Origin of the sequence: Rhizobium giardinii bv. giardinii H152 (assembly GCF_000379605.1) — a bacterium.
In the GTDB taxonomy this organism is placed as follows: domain Bacteria; phylum Pseudomonadota; class Alphaproteobacteria; order Rhizobiales; family Rhizobiaceae; genus Pararhizobium; species Pararhizobium giardinii.
The window spans coordinates 210,055-221,227 of record NZ_KB902580.1 but is presented as its reverse complement, the minus strand read 5'-3'; the positions used below and the strand labels follow the sequence as shown (position 1 = coordinate 221,227).

At 58.8% G+C, this 11,173-nt stretch carries 12 protein-coding genes and 3 pseudogenes; 9 read left to right on the top strand and 6 right to left on the bottom strand.

Translation table 11 applies throughout. From position 1 onward, the window contains the following. Nucleotides 1-438 (top strand): annotated as a pseudogene (locus A3AY_RS39640) (hypothetical protein); the annotation flags it as partial. A gap of 265 nt (nt 439-703) precedes the next feature. Here the strand turns inward: A3AY_RS39640 and A3AY_RS0107500 are convergent. Next, nucleotides 704-1,618 (bottom strand): LysR family transcriptional regulator, encoded by a 915-nt coding sequence (locus tag A3AY_RS0107500; protein WP_245275886.1) that lies wholly within the window; start codon nt 1,616-1,618, stop codon nt 704-706. 226 nt (nt 1,619-1,844) lie between these two features. Here A3AY_RS0107500 and A3AY_RS0107490 point away from each other — a divergent pair, with 226 nt between their 5' ends. Together A3AY_RS0107490 and A3AY_RS0107485 are read left to right on the top strand one after the other, a co-directional pair. Further along, entirely contained in the window at nt 1,845-2,171 is a 327-nt protein-coding gene (locus A3AY_RS0107490; protein WP_018325065.1) for a nuclear transport factor 2 family protein, read from the top strand. Continuing rightward, nucleotides 2,168-2,956, top strand: a complete 789-nt coding sequence (locus tag A3AY_RS0107485) for an SDR family oxidoreductase (RefSeq protein ID WP_018325064.1) — start codon at nt 2,168-2,170, stop codon at nt 2,954-2,956. The genes A3AY_RS0107490 and A3AY_RS0107485 overlap by 4 nt, the downstream gene beginning before the upstream one ends. A 100-nt stretch (nt 2,957-3,056) precedes the next feature. On the opposite strand, the gene A3AY_RS0107480 is transcribed toward A3AY_RS0107485, so the two are convergent. Then, nucleotides 3,057-3,524: a MarR family winged helix-turn-helix transcriptional regulator gene (locus tag A3AY_RS0107480; protein ID WP_018325063.1), complete on the bottom strand. Its 468-nt coding sequence runs from the start codon at nt 3,522-3,524 to the stop codon at nt 3,057-3,059. Between the two features lie 144 nt (nt 3,525-3,668). Between A3AY_RS0107480 and A3AY_RS0107475 the strand changes: the two genes are divergently transcribed. Further along, on the top strand, nt 3,669-4,457 hold the full coding sequence (locus A3AY_RS0107475) for an alpha/beta fold hydrolase (RefSeq protein WP_018325062.1): 789 nt from the start codon (nt 3,669-3,671) through the stop codon (nt 4,455-4,457). A 194-nt stretch (nt 4,458-4,651) separates the two neighbouring features. After that, a complete protein-coding gene (locus tag A3AY_RS0107470) occupies nt 4,652-6,244 on the top strand; it encodes a GMC family oxidoreductase (RefSeq protein ID WP_018325061.1) in 1,593 nt (530 codons plus the stop codon). 123 nt (nt 6,245-6,367) lie between these two features. On the opposite strand, the pseudogene A3AY_RS34665 reads toward A3AY_RS0107470, so the two are convergent. From A3AY_RS34665 to A3AY_RS41025, 3 genes and pseudogenes are all read right to left on the bottom strand, one after another. Then, nucleotides 6,368-6,877, bottom strand: a pseudogene (locus tag A3AY_RS34665) (SDR family NAD(P)-dependent oxidoreductase); the annotation flags it as partial. A gap of 96 nt (nt 6,878-6,973) precedes the next feature. Next, nucleotides 6,974-7,114 carry a VOC family protein gene (locus A3AY_RS41030; RefSeq protein ID WP_276325087.1) on the bottom strand — a complete coding sequence of 47 codons (141 nt, stop codon included), beginning with the start codon at nt 7,112-7,114 and terminating at the stop codon, nt 6,974-6,976. A 2-nt stretch (nt 7,115-7,116) separates the two neighbouring features. Then, nucleotides 7,117-7,401: a VOC family protein gene (locus tag A3AY_RS41025; protein ID WP_268841562.1), complete on the bottom strand. Its 285-nt coding sequence runs from the start codon at nt 7,399-7,401 to the stop codon at nt 7,117-7,119. Nucleotides 7,402-7,515: 114 nt separating this feature from the next. Here A3AY_RS41025 and A3AY_RS0107455 point away from each other — a divergent pair, with 114 nt between their 5' ends. From A3AY_RS0107455 to A3AY_RS39635, 3 genes and pseudogenes are all read left to right on the top strand, one after another. Continuing rightward, nucleotides 7,516-8,400: a LysR family transcriptional regulator gene (locus tag A3AY_RS0107455; RefSeq protein ID WP_018325059.1), complete on the top strand. Its 885-nt coding sequence runs from the start codon at nt 7,516-7,518 to the stop codon at nt 8,398-8,400. Nucleotides 8,401-8,565: 165 nt separating this feature from the next. Continuing rightward, nucleotides 8,566-8,899, top strand: a pseudogene (locus A3AY_RS37535) (IS6 family transposase); the annotation flags it as partial. A gap of 11 nt (nt 8,900-8,910) precedes the next feature. Next, entirely contained in the window at nt 8,911-9,066 is a 156-nt protein-coding gene (locus tag A3AY_RS39635) for a hypothetical protein (protein WP_018325058.1), read from the top strand. 17 nt (nt 9,067-9,083) lie between these two features. Here A3AY_RS39635 and A3AY_RS0107445 read toward each other — a convergent pair whose 3' ends face one another. Continuing rightward, nucleotides 9,084-9,989: a LysR family transcriptional regulator gene (locus tag A3AY_RS0107445; RefSeq protein WP_018325057.1), complete on the bottom strand. Its 906-nt coding sequence runs from the start codon at nt 9,987-9,989 to the stop codon at nt 9,084-9,086. A gap of 172 nt (nt 9,990-10,161) precedes the next feature. On the opposite strand from A3AY_RS0107445, the gene A3AY_RS0107440 reads away from it, so the two are divergent. After that, nucleotides 10,162-11,154, top strand: coding sequence for an MBL fold metallo-hydrolase (locus A3AY_RS0107440; protein ID WP_018325056.1), 993 nt, complete (start codon nt 10,162-10,164; stop codon nt 11,152-11,154). The last annotated feature ends 19 nt before the right edge of the window (nt 11,155-11,173 follow it).

The following is an 11,173-nucleotide window of genomic DNA, read 5'->3' as shown; positions in this document are numbered from 1 at the left end:
ACGTACGAGGACCTCCCGATCTTCGGCCTCGGCTACCAGTACTTCCCGGCTAGGATGGGCTCCTTCAGGTTCGGACTGGAAGCGGGGTTCGCCGGAAGATTCGGCGGGCATCCGAATGCGGAATTCTGGGGCGGCGGCGTCGCTCGCTACGACGGTTTCGAGATTGGTGATACCGTCCGTATCTCACCAGCCTTTACGTTTGGCATCAGCCATGTCACGCATACCCAGGAGGGACGGGAGCGCAATAACGAGCTGGAGCATAACGGGGACGCTAAAACGCTGTTCTATCTCGGCCCCGAGTTGAACCTTTCCTTCAACACCATGCCCGACGTCGATTTCTTCTGGCGGATACACCACCGGTCCGGAGCCTGGGGGACGCTCGGCGACGTGCACGGCGGCTCCAGTGCAAATGTCTTCGGGGTGCGGTTCAATTTCTGAGCTACCTTCTTCATCTCCAATACGACGACGTTCGCGGCGGTCCGTGTCCCACCGGGGCAGGACCTCGCCGGATGGGCAGCAGCGCTGTGGTTGATGACGGAATCGTAGGTGATGTCCGCTTTCTGTGTTCGGCGTCCTAGCAGCGGACGGTCGGCCATCGGCCCCAAATCGGTCATTCCATCGGGGCCGAGTCGACGGGGAATTGTCGACGGATGCTTTTGTAACAACAGGGTCGTAGGTTCTGATCCCTTCAAGGCGAATGCGATTAGTTCGTTGGCGCGCATCGCGATTCCCCGGCCGCCCGTCGCGAGACCTCACGCGCAAGTTCTAAGAACGCTCTGACGCCGGCAGACAGGTTTCGGCGCCCTGGATAGTACAGGCAAAGCCCCGGATAGGGCGGCGTCCAGTCTTCGAGAACACGGATGACGCGCCCAGCCTCGATGTCAGGGAGAATGTCTTGTTCAAAGATGTAGCCGATGCCGGTGCCCTTTAGAATGGCAGTTCTTGTAAGGCTCCCCTCATCGAGGGTAATGGCGCCACGTACATCGACTTGCAACTGCTCGCCCTCTTTTTCGAAACGCCACCGAAACAAGGAGCCATCCGGCAACCGAACGCGGATGCATCTGTGATTGAGTAAATCTGGAGGAATAGTCGGGGTACCATACTTCTCAAGATACTCCGGAGAACCGACAACCGCGTGCCGTTGCGGTCTCCCAAGTGAAACGGCAATCATGTCGCTTGGGACGAGGCCTGCCACCCTGACGCCCAGATCGAAACCATCCCGGACGATATCGACCATTTTTCCTTCCGTGACGATATCGACGTGCATGTCGGGATAGCGGCGCAGGAACTCTAGAACGAGCGGTGAGATGATCGCGCGCGCAGCAAATGGCGCCGCGTTGATCCTTATCGTCCCAGACGGTGTTTCACGTTGCTCACGCACGGCCTCCAGGGCGGCATGGAGGTCCTGAAGCAGTGGAGCGACTTGCTGGATAAAGAGCCGACCTGCATCCGTCAGCGAAACGCTTCGCGTAGTGCGATTGAACAATCTCACTCCCAGCCCTGCCTCGAGCCTGCCTATCGTGTGGCTCAGAGCGGTGGTCGAAATACCGAGATCGATGGCGGCTGCTCGGAATGTCCCACGCCGGGCAATCGCGACGGCCGCTTCCAACTCTTTCACGCTTGCCTAGTTCATTGTCCCGATCTGTTCATTGCCGCATGCCGATTTATCCCACTTATCCGCGCAATGGTCGAGAGTTAAATACTACGTCAGTTCATAGGGAGAGACACAATGGCCATTCCAACGTCGTCAAATGCGTACATTGCCGCTGAAAGGCGCAACGACGCGGATGCTCTCGCGAAGATCGTGCGGTTCATGCCGTCGTAATGCAGAGGAGAACGCCTTAATGCCAGCACTACCCAAACCCATAGCTGACTATGTCGAGGCTAACGCACAACTCGATGTAGACAGCATGCTTAAACCCTTCGCCCCCGACGCGGTCGTTCTGGACAACGGAAGCCGTCACGATGGTCACGCTGAACTGCGGACCTTGCTCAAGGAGGCGGTGATCCCCGCTAAGGCAATCTTCACGCCGGATACCGTTCGGCATGAGAACGGTCAGGTCGTGATTGATGGGCTTGCCCACGGCGACTTCAAAGGGAGCCCGATCCGCTTCACCTATCGTTTCACGCTCGAAAACGACACTATCAAAGCCCTGGAGATTACGGCATGAGCATCAAATTAGATCCGACCGAGTTTGCGGGAAAGCGCGTGCTGGTCAGCGGCGGCACCAAGGGTGCGGGCCGCGCCACGGTGGAGCGCTTCTTGGCCGGAGGCGCCCGAGTGATCACTGCCGCCCGCGGAACACCGGAACCCATCGACGGCGTCAAGTTCGTCCAGGCGGACCTGACGACGGTCAAGGGAGGAACAATCCTGGCCAAGGCGGCACTTGAGCGCTTGGGCGGAATCGATATTCTGGCTCACGTTCTTGGCGGATCGTCGACACCGGGCGGCGGCTTCGTCGCCCTGACAGACGATCACTGGCTGGCCGAACTGAACCTGAACCTCCTGGCGACCGTTCGTCTTGATCGTCTCCTACTCCCGCAGATGATCGAACGCGGCAGCGGCGCGGTGGTTCACGTGACCTCCATCCAGTCAGTCCTTCCCTTGCCAGAGGCCACCACCGCTTATGCAGCCGCCAAGGCGGCGCTCAAGACCTACAGCAAGTCCATCTCCAAGGAGCTTGGGCCGAAAGGTGTGCGGGTCAATGTCGTCTCGCCCGGCTGGATCATGACCGAGTCTTCCTTGGACCTTCTGAAACGACTGCAGGCCGCCAATGGCGGCACGATCGAGGAAGCGCGACAGGTCGTCCTTGACAGCCTTGGCGGTATTCCAATTGGGCGTCCGGCCGACCCTCATGAAGTCGCAGACCTCATCGCGTACCTGGCCTCGGATCGCGCCACCGCGATCCACGGCGCTGAGTTTGTCATTGATGGCGGAACCGTTCCGACTGTCTAAGGTGATCGCCCTAACGTTCATACTTGGTGACGGACGTCGGGAAGCGGGGAGTCGAGTGACGTAGACCTCCTTCGTTTCGCACGTTCCAGCCACCGGTTGTTCAAGCGGGCGCGTCCCACCCGCCGATTTGGGAATAGATCGCGTTGCGGAGACGGCGCACGTCGCGGTTCAATGCGGCCAATTCCTGCGGCGTCTCAGTCGAGGCTGCAAGCAAAGTGTCGCTGAGGCAGCCTGCCTTGTGCTGCAACGCTCGGCCTTCGTCGGTCAACGCGATCATCACCTGCCGCTCGTTACTGAGGTTCCTGGTCCTACGCAGCAATCCCGATGTCTCGAGGCGCTTCAGCAACGGCGTCAGCGTGCTGGATTCCAGAGCAAGGGCGTTGGCAATGGCGCCTACCGTTTGCCCATCTTCGCTCCAAAGTACGTTGAGCACGAGGTACTGCGGGTAAGTCAGCCCCAATTCGTCGAGAACAGGCTTGTAAGCGCGCTGGATGGCGATGCCGGCGGTGTAGATCGCGTAGCACAATTGGTCGTGCAGGGGTGGTGGATCGTTGTGGCGGTTGGTCATTCTGAGCTCCTATACGCACTCATATAACTGACATTACCACGGAAATAAATATCGCGATAAGAATTATCTTGACGTGAGCATCGAGGTCTGCCAGTTTATATATATCGCGATAACAAATATCGCAATTACCAAGAGGAGAAAGCCATGACAAACAAGACCGTGACCGCCGTTGCTGCAATCGCCGCCGCATTTTCTGCCTCCATTCCGGCGAACGCCGCTGACACGATTCCGCAGGATCAATCCGTGAAAAACGTGGTGCTCGTCCACGGGGCCTTTGCAGACGGCTCAGGCTGGAAGAATGTCTATGTCAATCTGACAAAGCGTGGCTATCGCGTCACCATCGTCCAGAACCCCTTGACCTCGCTCGAAGACGACGTGGCCGCTACCAAACGTGCGCTGGAGCGGCAGGATGGTCCGGTCATACTGGTTGGACATTCCTGGGGCGGCACGCTTATCACGGAAGCTGGCATCGATCCAAAAGTTGCAGGTCTCGTCTACGTCTCGGCTCTCTCCCCGGATGCCGGCGAGACGACGGCTCAGCAATACGAAGGATTTGCTGCCGCATCCGAATTCGTCATCGAGACCACGAAGGATGGTTTTGGATATGTCAGCCCGGTGAAGTTCAAGGCTGGCTTCGCGCATGACGTCAGCGATGCAGAGGCTGCGTTCATGAGCTCGTCTCAAGTGCCGATCAACATGTCGGCGTTCGGCACGAAGCTTGAAAATGCCGCCTGGCGCACAAAGCCGAGCTGGGCCGTCATCGCCACCGAGGACAAGGCATTCGATCAGGCCATGCTGATCCACATGGCCGAGCGCATCAAAGCCAAGATCACCAAGGTGTCAGCAAGCCACGCATTGTTTATGACGCAGCCGAAGGTCGTCGCAGATACCATCGATGAGGCTGCAAAAGCTGTCTCGGCAAAGAAGCAATGACATAAACACCGTCATTGGGACAGGCCGCACTGTCCCAATGACGGTGAGCATAGCCCGTCAGACTAAGGTGCCTCAGCGACGAAGCGAGCGCGTAAAACGCCGCACGATCTCTGGCTGAAATCCATTGCGTGTCGTCGCCTTCAGGTTCCCAACACTTTCGCAATTTTCCCAAACCCATTCACGGAGGTAACCACGTGAAACTCAATACCTATGTCCAAAATCCACCTACTCCTCACTGCGAGGTCGATGATGTTTTCGACTTCATCGTCTGCGGCGCCGGGTCGAGCGGCCCTGTGGTCGCAGCTCGATTGGCAGAGGATGGGAATGCGAGCGTTCTACTGCTTGAGGCAGGCGGAGACGATGCGGCCGAGTCTGTTACGAACCCTGCGCAGTGGCCGCTCAATCTCGGTTCGAGCCGCGACTGGGGCTTTGTTGGACAGCCGGCACCTGGCTTGGATGGTCGACGTCTGCCGCTCAGCATGGGCAAGGGACTTGGCGGCGGTTCGAGCATCAATGTTATGGTTTGGGCCAGAGGGCACAAGGCAGATTGGGACCACTTTGCTGCCGAAGCGGGCGATGACGCGTGGGGCTATCAGTCGATCCTCGGCTATTATCGTCGGATCGAAGACTGGCGCGGCGCTCCGGACTCAACACGTCGCGGTGTGGGAGGGCCGGCTTATGTCGCGCAGCCAGAGGCACCCCAGCCAGTTGCTGAGGCTTTGTTGCGTGCGGCATCGACGATCGGCATTCCCGTCTACGACACTCCGAACGGTGAAATGATGGAAGGCCCGGGCGGCGCATCGATTGCGGAGCTGCGGATCCGGGATGGCAAACGTGAATCCGTATTCGGATCTTATGTCCGTCCGCTCCTGTCGCGTTCAAACCTGACAGTGCTGACCGGCGCGCTGGTTTCACGCCTCATCTTTGTTGGCAAGCGCGTGTCGGGAGTTGAGGTTCTTGTCGATGGCCAAAGGCGGCGATTCACCGCGCGTTGCGAGACGGTACTGTCACTTGGCGCAATCAATACGCCAAAGGTGTTGATGCAGTCCGGGATTGGCCCGAAAGAAGACTTGCACGCCCACGGCATTCCTGTTGTTCAGCACCTACCGGGTGTCGGTCGCAATCATCAGGATCACCTCGCTTTCGGCTGCACCTGGGCGTATCGAAAACCAGAAGCTATTGGTGGTAGCGGCTGCGAAGCAAAGCTCTACTGGAGAAGTGACTCGCGTCTTGACCAGCCGGACATCCTTCAGTGCCAGTTGGAATTCGCTGTGCCTTCGCCGATCGAGACAGGTCTCAAGACGCCGGAACATGGCTGGACGATGTTTAATGGTCTTGCCCAACCCAAAAGCCGTGGTCGGTTGCGGCTCTCCGGCCCCGACACGAATGACCCTATCCTGATCGAACCAAATTCTCTCACTGAGCCGGAAGACATGGCTGCCGCCTTGGTCGCTGTGGAATTGTGTTGCGACCTGGGAAACAGCGATGCCTTCAAGCCCCTGGTGACAGGCGAGACAGCTCCGGGTGTGCGCGACAGATCAGGAATGATCGACTTTATACGGCGTTCGGCCGTGACCTATTGGCATCAATCCTGCACAGCCAAGATGGGACGCGACAGCATGTCTGTGGTCGACAACGAGCTCAAGGTATACGGCATAGACGGACTTCGCATCGCAGACTCCTCGATCATGCCGCGTATCACCACGGGCAACACCATGGCGCCTTGCGTTGTCATCGGAGAGCGGGCCGCAGATCTCATGCGGAAAACGCATAGTCTCCCGGCTTGAGAAAAGGCCTCGTTCAGGCCATTTGAAGAAGAGATCCAGGTTGTGCTCGGCGGCCACCATAAGCCGCCGAGCTTCAATCGGAAACGGCCTCCCATCGGATGAAGTTTAACCAGACGCGCGTCAATGGATGCCAAGCGGTGCGAGTTCGTCATGCAGGGCTTCGCTCAGACCCTCGACCGCAAACTTCGTCGAGGAGTAGACACCGAAGCCTGCTGCGCCGCGATAGCCGCCGATCGACGAGATAGTCAGGATGCGGCCGGAGCGTGCCCGGCGCATGAAGGGCAGCACGGCGCGGGTCACGTTGAGAAGACCAAAGACGTTGGTGCGGTAGACGGCCTCGACCTCGGCCACGGTGGCCTCCTCGACAGCGCCCATCAGTCCGAAGCCCGCGTTGTTGAGCAGGATTTCAATCCGTCCAAAGCGATCGATGGCGGCCTTCACTGCTGCGGCGGCCTGTTTGTCGTCGGTCACATCGAGAGCGACCGGTAACAGATTGGGGTGCTCGCCGAACCGCTCGGCGATCGCTTCCGGGTTGCGGGCGGTGGCGACGACGGCGTCGCCCTGTGCAAGAGCACGTGTGGTGACGAGGGCGCCAAAGCCGCGCGAGGCGCCGGTGATGAACCAGATTTTCATGAGGATGTTCCTTGATGCTCGGTTAGAGATGAGAGCGGCCTCTGGCCACCGCGATGTCGTGACGGCCAGCCGGGTGCGAAAGCGTCACGGCAGGACTTATGCCAGTTCGATCAGATTGCCGAATGGATCGCTGAAGAAGGCAAGGCGGCGGCTGATCGCCAGCAGTTCGAACGGCTCGGTGACGATGGTGACGCCGCGTGCCCGCAGGTTCTCGACGGTGGCGTCGACGCTTGCCACATTCAGGCAGAAATACTGTCGCCGAGATCGGTATAGGGACGAACGTCTGCCGGCGAGGGATCGCCGCCACCAAGGATTTCCACATAGAAATGGTCGTCCGTGGCGGGTGCGAGATAGGCGAGCTGCTCGTCGGCATAGTCCCATTCGGCGACGACACGGAAATCGAGCTTCTCGACAAACCAGCGCTTGGCGGTTTCGAGGTCTGGCGTGCGGATGGCAACGTGATGACCGCGCATGTCAGCGAAGGGCGATGCCGTGTTAAGGGCGGGAGGAATGAAGTCGGCCATTGTCTTGTCTCCTGTCTCCGGCACCAGCGCCGGTTTGCGAGGAGAAATCTGGACCTTTTTGACGATAAGAATTAGAGAGATAATCTTCTTCTCAATGCTGAGTGAGATTTGATAATGCGCAGTACGGATCTCTCGGAACTGGCGGCCTTCGATGCGGTTGCCCGTCACCGCAACTTTCGCCGGGCCGGCGAGGAGCGCGGGGTCACCGCCTCGGCGATCAGCCATGCGGTGGGCAATCTCGAGGCGCGCGTCGGCATTCGCCTGCTTAACCGGACGACGCGCAGCGTGTCACTGACCGATGCCGGTGCGATGCTCCTGTCGCAGCTGTCGCCGGCCTTCGGCGACATCGGCTCGGCGCTCGATGCCCTCAACCAGTTTCGCGACACGCCGTTCGGCAAGGTGCGCATCAACGCGCCCAATTCGGTGGCACCATTCGTGTTCCGATCAGTCATTGGCCCACTGATCGCAAAAAACCCCGGTCTCCAGCTGGAAGTCGTTGCCACCGACCGCCTAGTCGACATTGTGGAGGAGGGGTTCGATGCCGGCATTCGTCTTGGTGAAAGACTGCGCGATGGCATGACGGCCGTGAAGATCAAGCCGCGGCTGCGGTTTGCCGTCGTGGGCTCAACAAGCTATTTCGAGCGCAATCCGCTCCCCAAAACCCCGGATGATCTGCGTCAGCATGTCTGTATCCGCAATATCTATCCAAGCGGCAAACCCTACCCTTGGGAGTTCAGCCGGGCCGGCAAGATCATCGAATTCGAACCGACCGGGTCTCTGTCGCTCGATGACCACGAACTGATGGTCGAAGCAGCACTTTCAGGCGTCGGGCTGGCTTATGTCTGGGAAGAGCGGGCGCGGCGACATATCGAGAATGGCACTTTGCTCGAATGCCTGGCATCCTGGAACGCGCCCGAAGACTGGCTGTATTTGTATTATCCCACGCGGAGATACCTGTCGGCCGGCTTGCGCGCCGTCATCGAGGCACTTCGTGTTTGATTGGAGCGCGCACCGACGGTTCTGATCCCTTCAAGGCGTTCGCCTTAAACCCCAGCTCACTCGTTTCTTCGGAACAGATTTCGGCTTCGGCTGATACAATGGGCTCTGTTGCAAGAATCCCTTTGATGTCCGAAAGAGCGCCGAAGATTTTCAGTGAGACTATTGATGAGCGATTTCAAGTGGCGTCATTTTCACGGTGAAGTGATTGTGTGGGTGGTGCGATGGTATTGCGTCAACTACCGCGACCTTGAGCAAATGATGAGCCAACGGGTGTGCCAGTCGATCATTCCACGATTTATCGTTGGGTTCAGAGATATGTTCCGGAGATTGAAAAGCGGTTGCGATGGCACTGGGGTCGGGCCGCAGTCAACGAGTTGAGTTGGCGCGTTGATGAAACCTGTGTGAGAGTTCGCGGACAATGGACGCATCTTTACCGGCCGTCGACAAATTCGGCAACACGATCGATTTTTATTTGTCCACGACCCGCAATGCCAAAGCGTTTCTTTCGACATGGATAATGGCGCCGCTGCCAGCAGTCGCAAAAGAATCTTCGGTATGCTGGCTACTGAGAAAATCCCTTTTATCGGCTATCACATGGTCGGTTATGTCGAGCCGCTCGGCACAGGGTTCCGGTTTGTGCCGGTAAGCTACCAATTCCTGATCTGACGCCGGCGGGAAAGGAATCAACACCTGGCCTGCCAGTCGTAATTCCTCATGTAGTCGAGAAAGGCGCGCATGGCGGCACTCGGGAGACGGCGACTGGGGTAGTATAGAAACCAGTGGGGCAAGGTGGGGCTCCAGTCGGAGAAAAGCTCCACCAGCCGGCCGCTTTGGACGTACGGTTTGACGTAATCATCGAAGACATGGGCTATTCCTCTGCCCGCCAGTGCAGCTTGCAGTTCGTTGTGCGCAGAGCTGACCGTCAGGCGGCCCGTTGGAGTAACCTCAATCTCCTCGCCTCCCTCGGCAAACCGCCAGGTCACGAGCGTGCCACCAGGGAAACGACGTCTTATACAGTCGTGATCAACGAGTTCGTGCGGCGTCTGCGGTTGTCCGCACCTGTTGATGTAATCCGGTGAAGCTACGATTGCATAACGAAGCGCGGGTCCAAGCGGCAGCGCAATCATGTCCTGCGCCAGCTGCTTGCCGAACCTTACGCCGGCATCGAAACCCTGTTCCACGATATCGATGACTGCCGCATCGCTGATGATCTCGATCTTCACCTCGCGATAGGCATCCATAAAGTCGAACACCAGCGGGCAGAGAAAATGGTCGACGGCCGGCGCCGGTGCGTTGATCCTGAGAGTTCCGGATGGGCTATCACGCAATTCGTCGACCTCTGTGATGGCGAGCCTGATGTCGCTCAACGCAGGTGCCAGACGCTCAAGAAGGCGCTGTCCTGCCTCCGTCGGGAATACGCTCCTCGTTGTTCGATTGAGGAGCCGGATACCCAGAGCCTCTTCCAGAGCGTTCATCGTTTGGCTTAACGCCGATGACGAGACCCCTCGCTCGAGTGCTGCTGCGCGGAAACCGCCACAGCGCACGATGGCCACAAATACATCGAAGCTGTCCAGACGAATAGGGTCCATTGAGAAGTATTTCTAATCAAGGTGATAAACTTAACGCAGCTTATCAGATCAATCGGCCCATGTCAGGGTTGGTGCAGAGCTTAATGCCGCGCCCGATCTGCTTCCTGTGCCGGGCACTTCGACCCGTCAAACCGCTGAAGCAAAAGAGTGTCCAATGCAGAAGGGAAGACCGATGAATGCCTTCACTCTCAACCGACGTGCCATCATGCTGTCCGCTGTCGCAGGCGCATCAAGCATGCTCATCCCAAGCCTGGGTGGCTCGGGCAAGGCCAACGCACAAGCCGCGTCTTCGGTGACCGGCAATGCTGGTTATTACCGTTTCCGCGTCGGCGACATCAACGCGACTGTCTTGAGCGATGGTGTGATTGGTGGCCCGCCCCGCGTCTATGCAAGCAACGCGCCGGAAGCCGAGCTTCAGGAGGTCCTGCGACAGGCATTTCTGCCCACCGACCACATGACGCTCAACCTCAACACGCTGCTGATTGAAACAGGTGGTCGGCGGATTCTGATCGAGGCTGGCGCGGGCAAGACCATGGGCCCGAATGGCGGGCGCATCTTCGATAACCTCGCGGCGGTCGGTCTCGATCCTGCGGACATCGACGCGATCGTCATCTCCCACACCCATCCCGACCATGTCGGCAATCTAAGAAGCGCAGACGGCGGTAAGGCCTTTCCCCGCGCCACGGTTTTCGTTCCGAAGGCAGACTGGGATTTCTTCGTCCGAACCGATCCGGACCTCTCTTACATGCCGGTCCCGGAGGAATTCCGTATGCGCTTCGCGGCGAACATCAAGAACAGCCTCGAGCCGTTCATGAACGATGTCGAGCTCTATGCAGCCGGTGCCGAAATCGTGCCTGGCCTGACAACGATCGCCGCCTCCGGGCACACGCCGGGCATGGCCACCTTCCTTGTCCATTCCGGGAACGAGCAGTTGCTGCTGACGGCAGACCTTGCCTATCACCCTGCTGTCAACGTCGACAGGCCCTGGCTTCCGGGCCCGGACCGCGACAAGGAGACGGCCCTTTCCTCCCGCCGGCGCATCTTCGACAGGGCGGCCGCCGAGCGCATGCCCGTGCTCGGCTTCCACTATCCATTCCCCGGTCTTGGCCGGATGCTGAAGACCGATGGCGGCTACGTCTGGGTTCCCGCCAACTGGCAGTTCTGACACTCAGAAACGGAAGACA

What these genes read in the sequence shown, in the direction of transcription:
- A3AY_RS0107490 (WP_018325065.1), top strand. Translation starts at nt 1,845, where the DNA reads ATGCCAGCACTACCCAAACCCATAGCTGACTATGTCGAGGCTAACGCA.
- A3AY_RS0107485 (WP_018325064.1), top strand. Translation starts at nt 2,168, where the DNA reads ATGAGCATCAAATTAGATCCGACCGAGTTTGCGGGAAAGCGCGTGCTG.
- A3AY_RS0107480 (WP_018325063.1), bottom strand. Translation starts at nt 3,524, where the DNA reads ATGACCAACCGCCACAACGATCCACCACCCCTGCACGACCAATTGTGC.
- A3AY_RS0107475 (WP_018325062.1), top strand. Translation starts at nt 3,669, where the DNA reads ATGACAAACAAGACCGTGACCGCCGTTGCTGCAATCGCCGCCGCATTT.
- A3AY_RS41025 (WP_268841562.1), bottom strand. Translation starts at nt 7,401, where the DNA reads ATGGCCGACTTCATTCCTCCCGCCCTTAACACGGCATCGCCCTTCGCT.
- A3AY_RS0107455 (WP_018325059.1), top strand. Translation starts at nt 7,516, where the DNA reads ATGCGCAGTACGGATCTCTCGGAACTGGCGGCCTTCGATGCGGTTGCC.
- A3AY_RS39635 (WP_018325058.1), top strand. Translation starts at nt 8,911, where the DNA reads ATGGATAATGGCGCCGCTGCCAGCAGTCGCAAAAGAATCTTCGGTATG.
- A3AY_RS0107445 (WP_018325057.1), bottom strand. Translation starts at nt 9,989, where the DNA reads ATGGACCCTATTCGTCTGGACAGCTTCGATGTATTTGTGGCCATCGTG.
- A3AY_RS0107440 (WP_018325056.1), top strand. Translation starts at nt 10,162, where the DNA reads ATGAATGCCTTCACTCTCAACCGACGTGCCATCATGCTGTCCGCTGTC.